We start from the raw sequence: 20,454 nt of genomic DNA, 5'->3' as shown, positions 1-20,454 counted from the left end.
AGTTTGCTGACCTCCTGGTCGATTGAACGATCGACATCGTTAACGATGAGTCCATTTTTTGCCACGATCATCTCCGTAGGTGTTAGCGGCCGCACTGGCAGCGCAGCTTCAGGTCAGCGCGATCGTCGGAGTAGATCTCGGCGCAGGAGGGGCAAACCTTCAGCCTGGGGCTCTCGCCCATTGCTTTTTGCAGTCGGGCATCCTCCTCGCGGGGCGTGAAGCGCCGGTGTACCTGCTCGCTGAGAAACTCTGCCCGCCAAGGCTGCGGATTGCCGTCCAGTGCAGCGTGATGGAACAGCATGGGCGTCACGATGTTGAGGCGGTCGCCAATCTGGTCGAAGTCGGTCGCGAGAAAGAAGCCCATGCCCAGTTCAGCGGAGCGACGGTATCCGGTACTGAAGCGGTCCGAGCGACACGTCCGGCCGGCCGCAACGTTCGGCGCCGGGAACTCCACAACAGCGGGCGCCGCTTTCGCGACCCAGTCGGCGAAAGAACCCCGCGGTCCGCGCCAACCTCGCATCGTCGGGGTATTCAGGAATTGCAGGTGCTCCTTGAGGTTGCGCGACGGCAGCGGCGGGACCTCGCCGGTCGCGACGGCGACACTTGCTGCCACGGGCGGCAACTCGGGCAGCTTCATTTTCGCGAGCACCTGCATCCCGGTCGTCGCAAACTCGGGCGAGAAAAGCAGTCTCTGCGTGTAGACGAAAAGGCCCCGCTCACGGATCTGGCGCGTCACAATTTCGGTGACCCGCAACTTCAGGAAATTGAACTCGAGCGCCGGCGGCAGCGGCTGCCCTGACCGCTCGAGCGCGCGCATCAGCGCTTTGCCGGCACGGTCCGATACTGCGTCGTCCCGTAATTGGCGGTTCCAGATGGGCGGAACGCCGCGAGTGTCGGCCGCCTGGGCTTTGTCGGTCACGATCGGCAGGTCCTTTGCCATCGCGTCCTCGAAGTTCTTGGCCGCGTCGGCAACCAGCGCCGCGGTGACAAGGTTTTGGCAAGCCTGGGGAGTGAGTGGCAGGTCATCTGCCAAGATAAGATCGGCTGCGGCCTTTGCCGCGAGCACAATGGGATACGCCATTTCGAGTCCTTGAAGAATCGAGATTTGCCTGGACACCGGCGCACGACTTGCTAGAGGGTCGTACGCGATGCTGGCAAAGGGCGCATCGGTACAACAGGAACAACGGGGGGAAGGACGGGTAAAACAGAGGTCATTGCTGACCGGCGGTGGTAGCAGCACCGACACGGTAACCGAGCAACGGTCGCATTATGGACCAGGTCGATTTGCAGCGTCAACCGCCCGCGAGCGGTTGGGTTTACAGGTCGTTTGGGGTGTACCTAGGCTGCCGACACGCGGGTCGAGCGTCTTGAAAGACTACGCCTGCGAATCGGAAAAAATCGCGCAGCACCGCCCGAACGCAGAAAGGGGGTGACAAGGAAGGCTGCGGGCCGACCACGACGGCGACAGGCACGACATCAGCGACCACGACCGCAGTTGCTATTGCCACTGCGGGGTTCATGGGCTTTCGCCAAGGCACTTCACTTGAGAAAGAGCTGCAGCATGATCGCGAGGCCGGCAAAGGCCCCAACGATCCCCGCGACTAACCCCCCAGGTTTAGTTACGCTACCAACAAGATAGCTAAGGCCCGCGGCAACGCCAACAGTGAAAATACCGCAGCCCAGTACCGCGAGGGGGCTGTCGCCAGGTGCAAGAATGCTAGTCGGATCCATTCAGCCGATCTCCTCGTAATTCGGATTCCTGTCTAGTTTACATAATTGTATCTATCAACCGGATTGGTGTAGGTCCCAAGTTCAGATGTCGCGTTTCCGCTAAATAAAAATGTCGTGTTTTAGCCTGTAGGTTGATCGCCTGCCCCCTTGGGAGCGCTGGCGATGAACGCGACTGGGACGATCACCATGACGATGCGTGAAGTGGATCGGCTGAAGGTCATTGAGGCTGTAGCCGAGTGTCGGCTCAAGCCCGGCCAGGCGGCCGAACGGCTGGATTTGAGCGTGCGGCAAGTTGAGCGTCTGGTATTGCGCTATCGCGCTGCCGGCGTCGCCGGATTGGTGTCAGGCAAGCGTGGGCGCCCGAGTAACCATCAGTTGCCTGCTGGAAAGGCGCAGCGGGCGCTGGCATTGATCCGCGAGCGCTACGCGGATTTTGGGCCGACGCTGGCCTGCGAGAAGCTGCGCGAATGTCATGGCATTGACCTGGCTGTCGAAACGGTTCGTACGCTGATGAGGGCTTCTGGCCTCTGGATTCCACGCAAACAACGCCCGCCGAAGGTCTACCAACCGCGCAACCGCCGTGCATGCCTCGGGGAACTGATTCAGATCGACGGTAGCGACCATCGTTGGTTCGAGGACCGTGCGCCAGCCTGCACGCTGCTGGTGTTCATTGACGATGCAACCGGACGGCTCATGGCGCTGCACTTCACAGCGAACGAATCGACCTTCAGCTATTTTGAGGCGCTGTCGAAGTACCTGGATTCGCATGGCAAGCCGGTGGCGTTCTACAGCGACAAGGCCAGCGTTTTTTACGTGAAGAAGCGCTCGGAGACCGCGGGCAAAGGCGTCACGCAGTTTGGCCGGGCGCTGTACGAGCTCAATGTCGACGCGTTCTGTGCAAACTCAAGTCAGGCCAAGGGGCGTGTGGAACGGGCCAACCTGACGTTGCAGGACCGGCTTGTCAAAGAGCTTAGATTGCGAGGAATCAGCACACGGGAGGCCGCCAACGCGTATGCGCCCTCCTTCATCGCTGATTTCAACCGTCGTTTCGGCAAACCGCCGAAGAGCGATCACAACGCACACCGGCCGCTGCGTGCTGATGAGGATCTGAGACAGATACTGTCGTATCGCGTGCCGCGCAAGGTATCCAACGCGTTGACGGTGCAGTACGACCGCGTGATGTACCTGCTCGCCGATTCGGTGGCCAATCGGAGCCTCGTGCATGAATACGTCGAGGTCGTCGAATATCCGGACGGGATGATCGAGGTACAGGCCAACGGCGCGGTGCTGTCGTGCCGGCAATACGATCGCATCACGCGCATCGATCAAGGCGCCGAGGTCGAGAACAAGCGGCTGTCCAGCGCCCTGGAAGTCGCACGGCGCATCCAGAATATGCGTGACGATCGCCGCGCTTCCGGCTCACCGTCGCGCACCCATTGCGGTGCCGAGGTCCAGGCAAAGAAGGCCCTCATCGGGCTGAAGAAGCAGCGTGCCATCGAGCTTGCCGACCTGAATCAAGCCATTCTTGAAGTCAGCGTCGAAGGAATCAGGGAACGGGGGGCGGCTTCGCCGCCCCACCCCAACACCTTGAATAAGGACAAGAAAAAGCCCAAACACCACGACATTTCAATTTAGCTGGAAGCCCGACAATTGAACTTAGCGGGGACAATTGGTACGTTTGCTTGCGTTGCGTTTTCTGGCGTCTCATCGACGGTGGATCAAGGCTCATGGCGCGAATCCGCGTAACAGAAACCGGCCGTCGAGCGGCGCATCAATCCGATCCCGCGGGGTCATCGAAAAATGACGGACCGCTGATGGACTCTGCGACCACGAAGCGATAGCCAAAGTCGTCGTCATGCACCGATCCGCTCTGATCGCCCGCGCGAAGCCTCGCGATCACCGTTTCGAGCTGGTCGATCAACGCTGCGCGGTTGCTATGGCGTGTGCCTTGAACTTGTACCGTAATCTGCTGAAGCGGATACGCTTGCTCGATCCATTCTGGCGAAGCCATTTGTTTCTGCTCCTTACCTGTTTGTCGAGGTCGCGCAACGGCGCGCCCCATGTACCAAGAATCAACCTATTACAGGTGGGTCGTCGTAGTCGTTCATTTCCATCCCCGGACCATCGGGATGTGTTGACCGGTGCGTTGGCTGTTGTTCAGCCCAAGCAATTGCGGCTACAACTTTTTCGATCTGCAACGGTTGCGGATGGTCAAGGTCGAGCACGACGCACAACTCTACTCGTTGGGCATTCCGCCCAAAAATTTGGAATCCAAACCCATCAGGAGCAGGCCAATCACACCGCTCGACTTTCAGTACCGTCTCATCGATGACGACTGGCTCGCCAGCCACAAGGGCAGCTACAGCGGCTTGCCTTTGTATGTTGGCTAGCGGGCTGGCGAACCGGCTGACCGCCGATTCGTACCACCGCAGGTATGTTCCTTGCATAAGTGCTGGCTAGACGGTGTTGAATGTGTCCCGACCTCCAAGATGAAGGTCGGGACGCGGACCGATCAACCGACGTGTTTCCAAATCGAATTGATGGCGACGAGCGCGATGAGTGCAAACGCCAGCCACGTGAGCAGCCCATTTTTCTTCAGGATCTTCGGTACCGGCTTTTGTTGTTTGGTCGAATCAGTCATGGTTGGCCTCCTTTTGGCACTTTCCTTCACTTACACATGCGTCCCAAAGCGAGACGCGCTCTTGAAAATCGGCTTGCCGTGCCGTCTCGACGGCATCAGCGGTGGTGTTGGCGCCGGCGACAACTGCGATCGCCTTAACAAGCGCGTCCTGTTCTGCTTCGGGCGTCTTCTCGTCTCGATACGCGATGATGATTTCGCCGGGCGTGTCGGGCTTGTAGTCGACGCGCCGGACGTCAATCTGGCGGAAGCTCGCGAGGTCGAGATCGGGCAGTCGCGCCGGCACGAGCGCGGCGCGCGCCGCGCGCGGCAGACGGCCAATATCCTCGGCCAAACCGGAGTTCACCATCACCTGTGCACCGTTCGCGATCCCCAGGCCTTGGCTCGGCAGAAACAGGGCTCCGATCGACAAAGCGTTGCCGATCAGGTTGCGGACGCCATACCGGGCGGGTAGCGTCTTTGGGTCGCCCGAACGCTCCACGAACCGCCTGTAGTACTCCGCCTGGGCCCGGGAAAATGCCGGGTAGTCCGCAGGGGTTAAGGGCGACGCGTCCAGGACATGAAAGAGGTAGGACGCGTTGCGGACCAGCGAGAATCCATCTCCCCGGAGCGCAGCTTCAACGCCGAGCGTCACGGGGTGATCGCTGATGCCTTGCAGGACCAGCGGACTCCCGCGGTATCGGGTGCCGGCGATCACCACGTCGTACGAAACGGTGCGGTCGCGAAGGGACTCGAGAGAGTGCTTAAGCGCGGACGAGTCGCCCGACCAACTGTCGATCGGGCGGACAACGATGACGTGAGCGGCGGCGGTATCGAACTCGACAGGCGCGGCATGTGCGGGACCAGTGCCGAGTACAGAGCACGCGACGGCGACCCAGGCGGTGGCGAATTGAGCGCGGACCATGTTATGCCCCACCCTTCATCGTACGACGCAACGTATCGCATGCGGCCGCCTGGGTAGCAAAGGCGTCGACGTTGTCCTTCAGCTTCTCGAGCTCGGATTGACTTCCTGCCATCTGGCTCTGGAGGCCCGCGATTTGGTCATTGCTTGCCGTCAGCCGCTTTCCGAGCTTCTCTACGTCATCCGTCAACGTCTTGACTCGCGCCGTCTGCTCTTGATTTTGCCTGGTCAACTCGCGGTTCATCTTGTAGATGACGCCTGTGGTGCCTAGGGAGACAACGAGCCCAACGACGCCAACGGCGACGAGTGCTCGTTTCGCAAATCTCTGGAGGTTCATGTTCGTATTGGTCTCGTTGTTAGTATTTCAGTAAGTCGGAAGCACCGCCGAGCCGCCCTTCTGCGACGTCCCGCTCGGTGTGTTCTGCATGATCGGCTGGTAGTTGCCGGTGATATTTTTCGGGAGCCCCTTCATCGCCTGATCCATCATTTGGCTTGCGAAGGCGCTGAAGTCGATCTTCTTGAAATCGATTTTGCTGATCTGGTCAGGCGTCAGGCCGCGACAACCTTCGAGGGGCAGGCCGAGCTGTGTCTTCCCCTGAATGTTAATGATTTGCGCAAGCTGGGAGTTGAACGAACAGTAGGTGTCAACGTACTGGACGCACACGCCCAGGGCCTTCTTCGCGCATTCCTCCTTGATAAAGGTGCTCAGTCCTGCACCTTTATGCAAAGCAAGCAGCTGCTCCCCTTGCGAGCACTTCGCGAGGCCCTGTATAACCTGAATCGCGACCATCGCCGCGAACACGTAGGGGTTGAATGCGAGGTAGCCATTCGACCCGAACGATGCCAGCTGCATGTTGGCACCAAAGAGCCCGGGTGTCATTGTCCCAAAGCCAACGGTAAAGCCGTATACCCCGAACTGGATCCCGCCGGATGCCAGTTGCGTGCCGAGCTGCCCTCCACCGTTTGCCGCGTCGAGCGAGAATGCCGTCGTGAAGTTTTGGGTTAGCGCCTCGGAGAAGATACCGTTCGTGTACATCGCGTCGAAGACATACGGCGAGGCGAGGTCGATCAGCTTTTCTCCCGCGTACTTCGCGACCGAGCCGGCCGCGCCGATAGCTGCGTTCATCACCACGTTGTTCGACTGGCCGCCCGGTGTGCTCTTGCAGCAGTTCTGGATCCCCTCGTACCCCTTCCGGCAGCTTTCTTCCACACCCGAGAAGATGTTGTTCCCGTCGGTGTATTTCTGTGCCTCTCCAAGCAGCTCGAGGCCGAGTGCTCCGTTCAAGAAGGAGTTGTTGTTGTTCGGCGGGGTCGGAAATCCACTGTTGTCGAAGAGACCGTTCGAGCAGTTCATCTGTTGGCCGGTTTGTTCGGCCTTCGTTTGGCAGCGGTACGTATAGGTCCACTCGTCACACTGGCCGGTTTCGGCGATCGTGTCGTTGCAGACGCTGCCGACAACGCCGCAGGCAGAGTTGCTGCGATATTGGCCGCAGGTGTCGACGGTGGTCCCGGTGCAAGCATAGCTGTACGAGTACTGCCAGCAGCTGTAGGGAACCTGCAGCGCGCCAGCCGGCGGTGTAGCTGTCGACAGGCAGATCTGCTGGCCGGTTCCGGACGTCTTGCAAGGAGTCGTGTCGATGCAGCTTTGCGAGCCAGGTACGGGCGAGCACGCGCCCGGGCCGTAGGTCTGGGCCGCGACCGCAACGGGTGCGAACAATGCCGCGAGAGTGAGAGCGTGGAGCCCGGCGCGGATACGAGTGGTGAGCATCGGTGGGCCCTCAATTCGCCGGAGTCGGGAGCGCGACGCCGGCGCTCTGCTCGTACGCCGTACAGGTGTCGGTCCAACTCGTTTTGACTTCCTGCTTCACGCAGTTTGAGCCGTTCAAGGTTTGCCCCGGCGGGCAGCTATACGTCACGGTAGGATTCGTCGATTCGCTGGTGACGCAGGTCTGGCCCTGCAGGGCGCCCCCATTCGGGCAACTGTAGGTGGCGCCGATCGTGGTCGTCTTCGTGCATTGGGTGCCGTCGAAGGTATAGCCATCAGGACACGATTGCAGTGGCAAGTAAGACGGGTTGTAGCAGGTGCCTCCGATGCAGACGCCGCGGTCGATCAGTGGCATGTTGTTTAGCACGTTCGGAGGCGGATCCGGATAGTTGGACATAGAAACGCAGACCATCGTGCCGTTGTCGGTATGCCCGGTTCCAAAGCCCCCCGGACAGTAGGCCGTGCCCTGGAGATTTGATATCTGCACGCACTGGTCGTGATTCGGGCCGCTTTGAATGTAGCCTGCCGGGCACGAAATCCAAGGGTTGTAGGTCACTTGGTGCAAGCACATCCCCCCCTGCATACTCGTTCCGTCAGGGCAATTCTCTACGGAGATGGCTTGGGTAATCGAGTTCGTGATCGTCGCGTTCAAGTACTGCGAGCAGACGTTTTCCTCCTTGTCGACGGAGACGACGCAGGTGTTATTTTCATACTGGGCGGGTTGTGTCACTACCGTCTTGGGCGTGCAAATCGTAGAGAGCGCATCCTTTGCGCTGTCGCCGAGACCCAGGATCACCTTGAACATGGGATCGTCGATCGTGACCTGGTCGCCGTAACCGAAGTGAGATTGCCCAGCTCCGTATGTGCCGGCGCAGTTGGCGTTGCTCGTGATCGTCTGTCCAGTCTTCCCCAATACCGACTTCTGTCCGGTGGTCGGCTGCATGCATTGATTGTTGAGGAAATTGACCGCCGCGCAGTACTGATTCTGATACGGGTCATTGCCGGGCACAAAGCTCGCGCAGTCGATCTGGGCTTGATTGCCGAGCGTCGTGAGGCTGCTACCACGTGCTGCTGTCAGCGCGTTCGAGCTTGTATTCGGGTTCGAGAACGCGGCAAAGCCGGAGGGGACACTCGTCGGCATGTTGGTCTGCCCCGACCAAGCGCTCGCGTTCACACCGGCCGGGTTGACGATCTGCGTCTGCGATGTCGGTGCGATGGAATTCGCGAAAGCCCGACCGTTGTTGACGTCGGACGCGTTCTGCGCAGACGCGCTGCTTGCCGCCGCAAGGAGCGCTGCGATGACGAGGCCTCTCATTCACGGACTCCGGTGGTGGCCGAACTGGCGGACCCGGCGGCTGCTCGCACGCGGCGGGCCGCCTCGCGTGGGTCGAGGCCCCCTGCAGCTGTCGCGCTCCGTATCGCTGCGGCAACCTCGGCTGTGTCCACCGGCGTCGAACCGTCGGAGCACGCAGAGTCCGGAAGGACAAGCTTCCGGGGATTAGATTTGCAAGCCCGCAAGGGAGGATTGCCGTCTTCGCAAATGTTCAGCTCCCCTCCCATATCGGTCCACAGGATCTTGGACGACGGCTGTGCGACGACAAAGGCGACTCGTCCGCATCGTGGTTGGTCTTTGAACGACTGGACTCGCCTCGCTAGGACAACCACCGGCCCGGTGTCGCCGGTTCGCTTATGGATCGCAGCAATCGCGGCGGCGTACTGACCGTTGTCGTCGAGCTTCGCACTTGCCGATCCATTCGTGAGCGCGAGCGTGAGCACGCTTTGCGGCCCATCCGGCGCGGCATTAGCTGACGATTGCGCGAGAGCGAGGCTCAATGCTAGAGCCAGGGAGAACTTGGGCATACGGGCGTCCTTCACTGCTTGGCGTGGGTCACGTACGGGGCAAACATGTCGACGTCCTGTTGCCGAAACGGGAGATACGGAACACTCCATCCGTAGTGAAATTTGTTCGATGCTCGAAGCTTGTCGAGGGCGCGGATTTCGGTCGGAACGAATCCGATGATGCCCGGGACGACGGTATTGAATCGAATGGCAGCGTCGCGCGAATTGGTTGTCGGTGTGGTCCGGCGGTAACATTGGATGGCGTCGTCACGCAATGTGTTGGCCGTTCCTGCACGGCGATACTTGTTGACGAGTTCATACTTGCAGGCAAGGTACTGAGGATCCGGCCCGGCCTCACGAGCCACTTGCTCGAGCAGCGTGTAACCGTCGTCTATCCCGGTTCCGATGGAGTTCCGCAGCAGGGTTACCCGCTCGGATACCGTCGCCCGTGGGTCGTAGCGACCGCGCGCGATTCCCGCAAGGTCGGACCAGCACGACGAAGCGTATTGAAGCGCGCGACCGCGATCGCCTTGCCTGTAGCTCAGGAACGACGCGAATCCGCACACTCGATAGGACGCGTCAGGTGCAATTGCTGCCGCCTGGCCCGCGTACGACAGGGCCGCGGACAGGTCGGCATGTTGGAGCTTCCCGTAGGCTGCCGCGATCGAGAGGTTGTAGATCGCTGGCTGATAGTTCAGGGCCGCAGCAGACCGGTACAGGTTCATCGCGCGAGCCGGATCCTTGGAGGCGCCGAAGAGTCCGTACTCTGCGACAAATCCTTCGAAAGTTATCGCTTCGGGGAGTCCACGAGCACTGAGATCAGCGAGCTTACGCAGCACTCCCGCTCGCTTGTCTGCAGGTGCGTTTGCCGCCTCGATCATCCACATCACGATCGTCTCGCCATCGTTGGAGACGACGTTGTGGTCACCGAAGCGAAGTCGTTCACCGAGTTGGCTCGCCTTCGGGAGAAGCGCCTTTGCTCGGTCGACGACATCGCTCGACACACTTTTCAATACCGATGCGTTCTGCTGCTGATACCCATTGACCAGGTCTTTGAATACCGGCGAGTTGAACGTGGATTCAGCAAACCCCTTGACGTTGCCGGGAGAGATTCCGCTCTCTTGCGCGTATGCGGCGGTCGCGCACCAGAGCGCGAGCGGGACGATGAGGCACGGAGCGGAACGGTGAACCCAGGAAACGATGGTCTGCATTGGACAGTTGAGAGCACGTGGCACCTAAATTATAATCACTTCCAAAGAGGACACAAATTTATATTCCGGTGCTCGCTGAACTTTCGACGTAGCACGCACTGGAAGCTACTTTCGGGGATTCGGAGATGCAGGATGTGCATGCGTGTGTGCCAGCTGTCGAGGGCCTGGACGAGCTGACGGATGAGCAGCGGCGCGCCATCATGATGGTGCGCGAGGGGGCGAACGAGCATGCTCCGATCGAGCTGACAATCAGACGTATTTTCGTGTGGGCGATCGTTACTCAGTCCTCGGATATACACATTTCGGGCCGTGATCGACGTGGGTCGATAGAGGTCTACCTGCATGTCAGGACGCCAGCGGGATTCAGGAATTTTCGATTCCAGTATCCGAAGGATGAGGGCAGGCACTGGGAGACAAAGCTTCATCAACTCACGGGTACGCCGCAAGGAGCGTCAACGCCCGAAATTGCTTCGACTCGTTTCGAAATTGAACTTCCCCGAGACTTCGCGATATCGCACAATTTGAAGCCGTTCGACGATGCGCCTGGGTACTCAGTCGACATTCGAGTTGAGTACTCGAAGACGTTCAACGGATTCGCATTCATCTGCCGCTTGCTTGACGCGCAGCGAGCACCGAAGTTGCATCAGCTTGGCCTGCCATATTCGGTCTACCGGACGATCTTACGGGCGATCAGCGAGCCAAGCGGGCTGATTCTCGTGACTGGACCGACCGGGTCAGGAAAGACGACGTTGCTCAATGCAATTCTGGGGGTGTTGAACGACGAAACCCGCGCCATCGATACCATCGAGAACCCGGTCGAGATTGCGTTGCGCGGAAACGGCCCGATCCGGCAGCGGCAAGTTAGCGGAAACATTACGTTCGCTCGAGCACTGCGTTCGATCCTCCGGTCCGATCCCGACGCGATTATGGTCGGGGAGATTCGTGATTCTGAAACGATGGAAATCGCCCTGCAGGCGGCCCAAACCGGGCATATCGTGCTGGCGACGTTGCATACAAATAACAGTGCGGAGACCTATACGCGGGCGCTTGACCTGACCAAAGACAAGTCGCGGGATGCATATCGGCTCGCGGAGACCTTGAAGGCGGTGGTTTCGCTAAGGCGCATTGATCAATACGACGGCGAGTCGGTCGAGCGACCGCTCACACGCGACGAGCAGCTATGGCTCGCGGCGAATGGCATCGACCTCGGTGATTCCGTGACGGAAGTGGTGCCACGGGCGCACAAAGGCAAGGTCGCGATCGTCGAGGTCATCGTTACCACACCAGAGGTCAAGCAGCTGCTTCGTACGAAGCGGGTCGACGTTTCGGCCATCTATCGAGCGGCCTGTGAACAAGACCAGTACGAGCCACTTGCGGTCGGCGGGGTCCGTACCGTGCAAGGCCAACAGACTCGGTTACGTGACTGCATCGCGGGTCTGGAGGGAAGCAGCGACGCGAAAGGGTATCCGTCCTTGCGGATCCGTTTTGCCAAGGAGTATGGCCTTGACTTCGTTGGCGTCGCGACAGCGATCGATACATACCAGCAAGAGGCCGACGCCGGCAGCGACGAGCCACTCGAAACGTATCTCGTAAGAGCGCGTGCAGCTGTTCGTGGGGAACTCGCATGATGTCGATCAATTGGAGGCAACGCGTCATCATTTCGCTTGCAGTCTCGCTCTGCCTTGGGTGCGTCGGGCCGGTCGAGGCGCAGGTGCCGGCGGGCATGGAACAGCTGAAGCCGTATCTTCAGGTCAAGCCGGTGGAGGGGGACGAAGAAACGGTGCGTGTCTTTTTTTCACCTAGTTGCCAGTTTTCACGGAATTATTTCCAGTTTTTCAATAATCTGGAAGCAACTGTACCTCGCCAGAAGACCTTCATATTCACGCCCCTCGTTAATAAGGCGGACGGTATTCAGTTTGCCTTGAGCTTTCTTGCGGTTCAAAAATATTATCCGAACTACCTTCGAAATTTCATGGAGGCGTCATTTATCGGGGCTCAGGACAGGGGAATATCAACATCAAATTGGGCTGGTATTGATCGGATTGGACAAGCCGCCCATTTGCCAGTTTCAGTCCCTCGGCTCGTAGCAGATCACGCTCCTGAACTTGAGAAAGAACTGCGTGCGGCGCTTGTTCGGCAGAAGCTGCTTGCGGTTACGAATACACCCGCTGTCGCCGTTTCGGGAACCTATATTGTCACCCCGGAATTCACCTCCGGGGACGCGGCGCTGTTCAGCCAGCTGGTGAATGGATTGATCTCGATGGCAAAGTGACTCGAGCTGCCAAGTCTGTTCGAGCCGGTCCAGACAGATTACATTTATTAACATTAATTAAACCCTCTGACACACATCGCGGGGTACCATGCCGGGCTCGCGCGGCGGGTGGGGAGCTACGACAGTGCCCTGCCCCGCCATGGCCGAAGGCGTACGGGTTTACGCCTTTATTGAGACGCGCCCACCATGTACAGTTTCGGGGGAGAATGATCGGCAAATCTTGCCGCCTCCGCTGTTATGTGGTTGTAATCTTGCGATCCTCCCGCCACGAGGCGACACACGACACTCTGCTTATGCTGACGGACGAACAGAAAAAACTAATATCTAAGGGTCTGAGCAGGGGCGTTCCCGACACGTTGATCGCGAAGAAGCTCGGCGTGAAACACATGCAGGTCTACCTCTATCGCACCAGCCAGGGAATCGCCGCGGCCGACGTGGTTGAAGCGCGCTATGACACGTGGATCCGGTTGCTTGAGTCCGGCGTCGAGCTCGAGACCGTTGCCGAAATGTATGAAGTAAAGACGGAGTCGATCCTCAATAGCCTGTACCGCAAGCGAGAATTCTCCTACACGGAGGCGAAGAAGCGCGGCCAGCGAAATGTGCACGCCTCTTTCCGTAAGGCACTGGGCGTCTCTTTGAAAGATGCACAAGAGAAAAAGATCGAGACTTGGGTGCGGCTCTTTGACTCGGGGGTGGCGATTGACGCGATCGCTGATTTGTACGACGTGAAGCCGGCCACCGTACGCAATGCGTTACGAAAGGTTACGGAGGCCGAAGTGCCGACAACGCCTGACATGAAAAACTTCGACTGGTGACAGGCTGAAAACGAAAGGGGCGGTTTCGCATGCGAAACCGCCCCTTAACCTATGAACTTTCGAAAGAAGCTTGTGCGTCACCAGCCAGAACGGCCGTTCATGCCCCAATCGTTCTTCGGACCGCGGATACCGGCGCCGTAACCGTTATGTCGATCGCCGCCAGCTGCATTCGCTCGCGCCCGCTTCATATAATCTTTCCGAAAATTATCTTTGGTCGGATGTTTCTTAAACATCGCCACAAACTTAGCTGCAAATTTTTTAAAGAATGCCATTTTCGACCTCTGCTCTTTTTATTGGCGTGCAGTTAGCCTAACACAGAAAGAGAAAGGCTGCTCACGGTCGAGCGGCCTTTCTACTCTAGTTTAATTTCCTCGCTTCCCGGGTGCCGAATCGGGATTTGCACCCGGCGCTGACTCTCGCGCTCTCTTCTGCTCTTGTGGCGCAGAAAGGCCGGTCCGCGAGCCGGATCCCGCCGAGCGGCCGATATCCTTGACATTGTCCCCGACGTTCGCAGCGGTTCGGATCATCGTGCCATGCCCCTTCGCGTCAAGGCCAGCATTTGAGGCCTGAGCCTCCGCCGACTGCACGGAAGAAACGACGTGCTCCTGCCGGCTAGAAAGCTGGTCCTGCATCTGCTTCTCGAAATCGGCCCCGAAACCAGCCGGCTGCTGCGGCACGGGCGGTGTATTGAGCGGAGCCGGCTGCGGGCTGTTCCTTCTGGTGTTGGGCGATGCCTGTGGGGCCGGCGCAGCACGATCGTCCCGTGCTTGGGACGGGGCCCGGTTTGCCGGCGAGCCAGTTGGCGTCACCGACGCGGGAGCTGCAAGTCCCGTTCGTGACCCGGCTCCAGCCGAGCGACCGAGGTCGGCAACGTTGTCGCCGACATTTGCGGCCGTTCGAATCATGGTGCCATGGCCCTTTGCATCGAGGCCCGCGGCTGATGCTTGGGCCTCTGCCGACTGGACTGACGACGCAACGTGCTCCCTACGGCCCGCAAACTGGTCCTGCACCTGGTTCTGGAAGTCGCCGCCAAAGCCGGCTGGCTGTTGCGGAACTGGTGGCGGAGTGAGCGACGCCGACTGAATGTTGGTCATTCTGGTAGTCACCGGTGCCGGCGGTCGCGGTGCGGCATGATCGACACGTGTCGATGCAGCACTGCGGTTTAAGCTTGGAGCTTCCAGCGGAGAGCTTTGGGGCGGTTGGTGACCGTTCCTGGCCGTCAGATTTTCGCTTGCAGCGGGATAGCTAGTCCCTGGCTGGGCGGCGACACTCGTCGGTCCTGACGGGTTGGTGGTAGCCGCCACGGGTGAAGTTGGCAATGGCGGGACTCCGCTGCTGTTTGCGGTAGTTCGGCCCGATGCAGCCCCCCCGACGGACGGAATATGCTCGCCGCGAACAGCCGGCGCTGCGGCCGATGGTATTGCGCCGAGGTCGGACGGAGCGGTGGCTACGTGGACGAAACTGTCATTACTTGCACTCGCGGGGGCAGGTTGAGTTCCGGGAGTGCCCGGCATGCGGTTGCTGTCCGACCGGGTAGCGGCGTCTGCGTCGTCACGACGCGCGCCGAGCTCGTTCGCCGACGGGCCACTGCGCGACGCATCTTGTTGGCGGCCGCCAGAATCTCTCGCTGTGGATTGGCCCATAGGAGAAGCAGCACCGGTCCGACGAACCGTCGGACCATCGCTCGGGCGAGCAACGGTCGCGCCTGCATTACGTCCAGCGCCGGGTGTGTCGGGGCGAGTGCCCTCCAGGGCGGTGCGGTCAGTGGGGATCGCCTCGGACCGGTCGACGTGCCCGTCACCTCGCCGACCTGCATCCTGCCCTATGACAACGGCGCCCGCGGGGGACTGTGCTTGACCTTCCAGCATGCCTGGGACCGCTCCTGTCGCGGCGATGAGTGCCTCGCCTTCGACGTTCGGCGCGAGTGATTCGGAATTGCCCGAAGCACCGCTGGTCGCATATGGCGGTCTACCCGGCATCGGCACGCTGTCCCGCAAAGCAACGTCGTGGCCAAGGGCTGCTGGTCGGCTGGCCGGCGCGGTGTTCGACGCGTCGGTGTTAAAGGTAGATGCGGTCGAGCCTGCCCCGCTAGCGCCGGCGGGCTGCGACGGCGTCCTCTGTGGCGTCGGAGGCGCCGGCAGATGACGGTGTGCAAATCGAGCGACCTCGCTGCCGTTCACGCCCGTGGCGTCGCTCGGCGAGCCGATGCTCAGGTTCATCGGCGCTGGACTGGTTGGGTCGAACTTCATGTGTTGCATTGCACGCGCCTCATCCGTCAAGTAGCGAGAAGCCGCCATCCGATCTTCAGGACGAGCTTCCTGGTCTTGAGCAAGCATCACGGCCGCGCGATGACGGTTGATCGCCGCTTGGCCAGAGCGATCGCCTACCAAGCGACCAGTAGCACCCGATGCCGCGTCAGCGGCGGCCGTCTGCAAATAAGGTCGAGCCGCGCGGTTTTCGTCGAAGAGGCGCCCTTGCCTCATCTGGAATGCCGCGTATTCCGGATTCGCCCGTTGCTGCCAAGCGATCTCTTCGGAACCAATCTTGCCGCTCATGTTGACGAATCCGGAACTGTCGCGAACGCCTTGTGTCGCGGCGTCACTTACGGAGCTAACTTCGGAGAGCGTTTGCTGATAGCTGCGTTGCGTATTCAGCGAACGTGACAATTCCGACGACGACTGCTTGCCGGCGCTGGTGTTCGAATACTGGGCCATTGTCTTCGACAGCGCATTGCTGAGTGCCACGGAATCCGAAAAGTTTTTGGAGGCGCCGCTGGACTCGGTTCGTTGCAGCGAGTCATCTGCCGAGGTGCCTGTGTCGGCGTGCACACCGCCCCCAACGTTAAATCCCTCCTTCAAGCTGAGGCTCATGCTTCCGCCGCCGCCCACTGTCGACCGATTCGAGTTGCCGCGGAGGCCGGTAACGCTATCGCCCGTATGCTGCTCATTGCCGCTGCGGAGTTCCTTGTTGAAGTTTTCGGCGAGCGACTGGCCCACCTGGCGATCGATGTTGAGCCGACTGAAGTCTCCGGTCGAGAACGCCCGGCGGAAGTCCGCGAGGTTCGACTCCCCTGCGCTGATGTTACGACTGCGAACCTCGGACTCCGTGAGTGAACGGCTTGCGTCCCGCGCCATATTGCCGAAGTTCATGCTGGTCGAGACGGCGTCGACGCTACCGGTCATCGCAAGCTTGCCGGCACCGTGACCGAGCTGGCTGATCGTGCCGACGGGGCCGCCTTCGAACATCGGTCGAGTCACCTGCGGGGCGGGAGCGACGTTGTCGACAGTCTCCTTCGAGCGTGGCGAAATGGTCGATGCGACGCTCGTCATGGCGGACGACTCACCGAGGCTGAAGATGATGCTCATCAGAACGGGCAGACTCGCCATGATGTGCGAGCCGACACCGATCTGCAGGCTCAGCTCCTTGTAGGCGGCATAAGTAGTCGCTTGCGACAACCAACCTCCCTGGCGCAACGCCTGGAGGAAGTTCGCGATGTCGATCGAGATCATTCCGTTGACGATCTCGGCGCCGACGTTGTTGACCAGCAAGGGCCACACGATGATGTGCGCGGCGGTCTTGACCGACTTCCCCGCCTCGACACCGGCGAACATCATCAGCATGATGATGACCGGGCCGAGGCCGATGATGAGTGCGATGAGGTAGTTGCCGAACGCGCCGGCGTAGCGCATTGCCGGTATTTCGCTGGCGGCCGCCTGCAGGTTGTTCCGCTCAACCTCAGCGGCCTGCAGGACTGACGCCTGGCACTGGATCAACGTATCACCCGCGGCGCGAAGGCAGTTGAGATCACCCTGAACCATCTCGGAGAACAGCAGGTTCATGAACTCCGCGTTGGCCTGGCCAGTCCCGCCGGCGAATACTCCCCCGAGCGTGTTCGCACGGGAGACGGCGTAGTACTGAGACGCCAGCGAGCCGAAGCTATAGTCCGCGCCCGGGCGGGGAGCATCGAGTCCGTTCACGGCACCTTGCATCACACGCGGGAACTCGAGCGAGTTCAGCGCGTTTGTGATGTCATCCGCCACTCGATACGCGGCGTCGGAGCAAGAGAGGATATTGGTTGAATCCAGACCGATGTCGTTGACTTTCCCCGTGCTGTTCAACGACGCTTGGTAGAGCAGCGCCCCGATCGCAGTGGGATTCACACCATTGACGGCGATCGACAGGGAGCTGGTCGCACCAGTATTGCCGGCGTTCATGACCAGGCGCTGAATGTTGGAATAGTTCACCCCGGAGTCCGGGCCGAGGCAAGCAGCGAGAACCGTCTTCACTTCCGAATCGATTCCGCTAAGACGGGACGTCGCCGTGCGAGCGTTCAGCAATGCCTTCAACGGATTGAGGAACCCGTTCGAGCTGGCCGAGATGGTTGGGTATTCTGCACTGGCGCGCTGAAAGGCAGTCGAGACGGTGTCGTTCAGATCCATCGACAAGACACTACCCGCGACAGGGATGATCGAGACAGCGAGCGGTACGTTGTCGACCTGTGTGAGGCTCCCGTTCACCGTCGACTCGATCTGGATCGTGCTCTTCATCATGGGATTCGTGAGCACCGTGGCGAGAACGAACGGCATCATCGCGCTCAGTGCGCCGTTACCGAGCACCGCCCCGCCCTGCCCGGATGCAGATCGCAGTGCCGCCGCTGCAGTCGACGCGCCGAGTCGCCAGAACGCGACCATGACCGCGAATCCCCAGATCATCAGGTTGTTTTTGCAGATCATTGCGACGGCGTCGAAGATCGCACGCAACGTGGTCGGATCCGCGGTCGCCGAGTAGATGGTGAGAGTAGGAATTGCCATCGATGTCCCCGGTTACTTGATGTTGGTATTCACGAAGCGCGTCCCTTCGTTAATCTCGGTCACGATCCGGAGCAGCGCGTCGCTGTTGTTGCACGCGCTCTGCTTCGCCAGATAGTCGGTCCGCAACGTCTTGATGCGATCCTTTTGGTCGTCGGTGAGGTCGTAACCCGGCGTCGTCTGAATCAGGTTTGCGCCCTTGTAGAGCACCTCTCCAATTCGCGCCGCGACGCAGTCGACAATGTGAGGCGACAGCCGTTGCGCGATCGCGACCCGCGTCGACGTGTTCGAGGTCTTCGAGAGCAATGCGGCCAGCGGCACGCCAGCTTGTTGCATGAACGAAACCTGCTGCGCGGAGAACGTGGTCGAGTTCACGCTGTTGACCTGGCCAACGATCGAGTTGCCAGAGATGGAAAGCGCGGGATCGACGGTACCGAACATCATCGAGTTGACCCATCCTTGGATGCCGACGTAGTTGAACGGCACGACCTGCATCTGAGTGCAAATCTGGTTGTCCACCCCGCCGAAAACGCTTCCGCTGGGATTCACGCACTTGTAGAGATTCAGCGGGATATCGGGCCGGGGCGATCCGTTACCACCGCCCTTAACGAGATCATCGAGTGTCATCACGGCCGGCCCAGAGCACGTCACCTGACCGATCGTATTGTTCGCCGGCTTCGCGGACTGAACGCCCTGACCGGACTGGTTCAGGCTGTTGCACGGGGCGGCGTCGATGTTGTAGCCAAGGAACGCATACAGCACCATGTTGTTCAGGCTGTTGGGGTCCGATGGGTTGTCGCTGCTCCCGTCGACGTTCGGCAAGCCAGCCATGCCCATGATCGACGATGCGCCTGACGCAACGACTTTCTTCACGAGTGCGTTGCCCGCTTTGGGGTTGTTGGACGACTGATTCTTGAAATAGGAGTTGGCGTCCGACAGGTAGTTCTTCAGGCCACCCATCACGTCGGTGAACATGTTCGAGTTCGTGCCCCCGGTGTTCCCGTCACCGTTCACCGCGTTGGACAGCGCCTTGTCGATGGGATCGACAATCATGTGCGCCATCTGGCAAGAGTTTTTGGCGAGGTTGTTGAGGTTCTGCAGGAGCGTCTGGAACTCGGTAATCAAGGCATCAAGCGACGGGGAGATCGATTTGATGGCGGCCTTGAACGCGAGCCCTGCGGCGTCCGCTGCCACCTGGCGGAAGATCTGTATCAGCTGCTGGCTGTTGATGAAGCTGAACGACCCACCATAAAGATCGATGCCGCCGCAGCCGGCGTCAATTCGCGGCGGATCGAAGGTCACGAGGTTGACGGACTTGATCGGCGAACGCATGGTGAAGGCGCCCATGAACACGCCAACACGATCCTTAGTGCTCATGGTCCCCGGCGCGGTGCTGTTCGCCATCACCATCGAGCCAAGGTCGGCCAGGATGCCGGCGCTTGCGAAATGAGGCGCGATCGCGAAGGTAGCCGCCAAAAGGAATTTCTTAACGCGCATGGGCGCCTCCTTAGTTCTGGTACTGCTTCAAGAGGTACGGCTGCAGAGTCTCGCGGAACGAGCCCGGCTTGTTGGGGTCCAGCCGAAGCCGGTTCATGTCCTGCGTCGTCGCCACCCCACGGTCCCATACGTTGAGATCCCGCATCACGTCGACGCTAAGCAGCTTCGTGTCATGACCCGCGAACGCAATTTGCTTCACGAGCTCGTCCATGGCGTAGAACCCTTGGGAGACGACCAAATACTGGTTTGGATCGTCCGCCCCGACATATGCGCGAGGCCGCGGCACGAACACGACGGAGGGCGTGAGCTTCAGGCCGAGCTTGCGAAAGAGACCGTTGTCGGGGAGAAGCGGCCCTTTGAATCCCTTCGGCCTCGAGCCGTCGAGTGAGACGACGAGGTACTCAATGTTGTGGGCCTGCTTCAGCATGTCGAGTACCGGAAGCTGCATCGCGCAAAACCGACAAGTACTGTCGACGAACGCGACGAGCCCGCCGACGTGTGCGAGTTCGTCAACCGCCTTCTGCTGCGCCTGATAGTCCGCGTTGCGAACTGACAGCGCGCCAGTCGATGCATAGGGCACGCGATTGTTCTCGTCGAGCAAGGGGTCTTGCCGGAGCACACGAGCGACGCCCTGCGAGAAGCGTTGAGCTTTGTCGAGGATGATGCGCTTCGTGTACATGTAGGCCGAGATGTTCTCGTCGGTCGGATCGTTGATCGCTCGCTCCTCGAGCATCGGATAGACCTTTCGGAGAAAGGCGACGTCGACCTTTTGCGAGCCCTTCTCCGTGCTCGGCGCCGGCGACGGCGACGATGACTGGGTTCGGGCCGGTGTCGACGCGGGGACGGGGGCAGCGGGAACGACGTACGGTTGGTAATTGACGAACGCGTCGCCATACGCGTCGCCGCGCGAAGGGGCGGCCGCCGGCGACGCGACGGCATGCATCGTGATTGGCGTCAGCGCGAGCACAAGCCACCGA

At 60.1% G+C, this 20,454-nt stretch carries 18 protein-coding genes; 5 read left to right on the top strand and 13 right to left on the bottom strand.

The window, feature by feature from the left end; all coding sequences use genetic code 11:
• Positions 1-82 precede the first annotated feature (82 nt).
• Entirely contained in the window at positions 83-1,081 is a 999-nt protein-coding gene (locus DIE12_RS32300) for a hypothetical protein (protein WP_124551501.1), read from the bottom strand.
• Positions 1,082-1,539: 458 nt separating this feature from the next.
• The gene (locus DIE12_RS32295) at positions 1,540-1,731 is read right to left on the bottom strand and encodes a hypothetical protein (protein ID WP_124551500.1); all 192 of its coding nucleotides are present in this window, start codon (positions 1,729-1,731) and stop codon (positions 1,540-1,542) included.
• A 162-nt stretch (positions 1,732-1,893) separates the two neighbouring features.
• Here DIE12_RS32295 and DIE12_RS32290 point away from each other — a divergent pair, with 162 nt between their 5' ends.
• Positions 1,894-3,366 (top strand): ISNCY family transposase, encoded by a 1,473-nt coding sequence (locus DIE12_RS32290; RefSeq protein ID WP_124551499.1) that lies wholly within the window; start codon positions 1,894-1,896, stop codon positions 3,364-3,366.
• Positions 3,367-3,502: 136 nt separating this feature from the next.
• On the opposite strand, the gene DIE12_RS32285 is transcribed toward DIE12_RS32290, so the two are convergent.
• Entirely contained in the window at positions 3,503-3,742 is a 240-nt protein-coding gene (locus DIE12_RS32285; RefSeq protein WP_124551498.1) for a hypothetical protein, read from the bottom strand.
• Positions 3,743-3,872: 130 nt separating this feature from the next.
• Here DIE12_RS32285 and DIE12_RS32280 point away from each other — a divergent pair, with 130 nt between their 5' ends.
• Positions 3,873-4,121 carry a hypothetical protein gene (locus DIE12_RS32280; RefSeq protein WP_124551497.1) on the top strand — a complete coding sequence of 83 codons (249 nt, stop codon included), beginning with the start codon at positions 3,873-3,875 and terminating at the stop codon, positions 4,119-4,121.
• Between the two features lie 122 nt (positions 4,122-4,243).
• Here the strand turns inward: DIE12_RS32280 and DIE12_RS38805 are convergent, their stop codons facing one another.
• The 6 genes from DIE12_RS38805 to DIE12_RS32255 form a co-directional block, all read right to left on the bottom strand.
• Positions 4,244-4,372 carry a hypothetical protein gene (locus tag DIE12_RS38805; protein WP_260429064.1) on the bottom strand — a complete coding sequence of 43 codons (129 nt, stop codon included), beginning with the start codon at positions 4,370-4,372 and terminating at the stop codon, positions 4,244-4,246.
• Positions 4,365-5,273, bottom strand: a complete 909-nt coding sequence (locus tag DIE12_RS32275) for a hypothetical protein (protein WP_124551496.1) — start codon at positions 5,271-5,273, stop codon at positions 4,365-4,367. The genes DIE12_RS38805 and DIE12_RS32275 overlap by 8 nt, the downstream gene beginning before the upstream one ends.
• 1 nt (position 5,274) lies before the next feature.
• Positions 5,275-5,607, bottom strand: coding sequence for a hypothetical protein (locus DIE12_RS32270; RefSeq protein ID WP_124551495.1), 333 nt, complete (start codon positions 5,605-5,607; stop codon positions 5,275-5,277).
• Positions 5,608-5,634: 27 nt separating this feature from the next.
• Positions 5,635-7,038, bottom strand: coding sequence for a conjugal transfer protein TraN (gene traN, locus DIE12_RS32265; protein WP_249192519.1), 1,404 nt, complete (start codon positions 7,036-7,038; stop codon positions 5,635-5,637).
• 10 nt (positions 7,039-7,048) lie between these two features.
• Positions 7,049-8,350 carry a hypothetical protein gene (locus DIE12_RS32260; protein WP_124551493.1) on the bottom strand — a complete coding sequence of 434 codons (1,302 nt, stop codon included), beginning with the start codon at positions 8,348-8,350 and terminating at the stop codon, positions 7,049-7,051.
• A 556-nt stretch (positions 8,351-8,906) separates the two neighbouring features.
• On the bottom strand, positions 8,907-10,085 hold the full coding sequence (locus tag DIE12_RS32255) for a hypothetical protein (protein WP_260429063.1): 1,179 nt from the start codon (positions 10,083-10,085) through the stop codon (positions 8,907-8,909).
• Between the two features lie 125 nt (positions 10,086-10,210).
• Between DIE12_RS32255 and DIE12_RS32250 the strand changes: the two genes are divergently transcribed.
• From DIE12_RS32250 to DIE12_RS32240, 3 genes are all read left to right on the top strand, one after another.
• Positions 10,211-11,713: a GspE/PulE family protein gene (locus tag DIE12_RS32250; protein WP_124551492.1), complete on the top strand. Its 1,503-nt coding sequence runs from the start codon at positions 10,211-10,213 to the stop codon at positions 11,711-11,713.
• Positions 11,710-12,357: a thiol-disulfide isomerase gene (locus DIE12_RS38800; RefSeq protein WP_260429062.1), complete on the top strand. Its 648-nt coding sequence runs from the start codon at positions 11,710-11,712 to the stop codon at positions 12,355-12,357. The genes DIE12_RS32250 and DIE12_RS38800 overlap by 4 nt, the downstream gene beginning before the upstream one ends.
• A gap of 293 nt (positions 12,358-12,650) precedes the next feature.
• Positions 12,651-13,172, top strand: a complete 522-nt coding sequence (locus DIE12_RS32240; RefSeq protein WP_124551491.1) for a hypothetical protein — start codon at positions 12,651-12,653, stop codon at positions 13,170-13,172.
• 77 nt (positions 13,173-13,249) lie between these two features.
• Here the strand turns inward: DIE12_RS32240 and DIE12_RS32235 are convergent, their stop codons facing one another.
• The 4 genes from DIE12_RS32235 to traF form a co-directional block, all read right to left on the bottom strand.
• The gene (locus DIE12_RS32235; RefSeq protein ID WP_124551490.1) at positions 13,250-13,444 is read right to left on the bottom strand and encodes a hypothetical protein; all 195 of its coding nucleotides are present in this window, start codon (positions 13,442-13,444) and stop codon (positions 13,250-13,252) included.
• Between the two features lie 90 nt (positions 13,445-13,534).
• Positions 13,535-17,983 carry a conjugal transfer protein TraG N-terminal domain-containing protein gene (locus DIE12_RS38795; protein WP_260429061.1) on the bottom strand — a complete coding sequence of 1,483 codons (4,449 nt, stop codon included), beginning with the start codon at positions 17,981-17,983 and terminating at the stop codon, positions 13,535-13,537.
• 12 nt (positions 17,984-17,995) lie between these two features.
• Positions 17,996-19,477 carry a conjugal transfer protein TraH gene (locus tag DIE12_RS32225; RefSeq protein WP_124551489.1) on the bottom strand — a complete coding sequence of 494 codons (1,482 nt, stop codon included), beginning with the start codon at positions 19,475-19,477 and terminating at the stop codon, positions 17,996-17,998.
• Between the two features lie 10 nt (positions 19,478-19,487).
• A complete protein-coding gene (gene traF, locus DIE12_RS32220; RefSeq protein ID WP_260429060.1) occupies positions 19,488-20,444 on the bottom strand; it encodes a conjugal transfer protein TraF in 957 nt (318 codons plus the stop codon).
• Between the last annotated feature and the right edge of the window lie 10 nt (positions 20,445-20,454).

Source organism: Burkholderia sp. Bp9015 (genome assembly GCF_003853505.1).
GTDB lineage: Bacteria > Pseudomonadota > Gammaproteobacteria > Burkholderiales > Burkholderiaceae > Burkholderia.
This window is presented reverse-complemented; position numbering and strand designations above follow the sequence as displayed.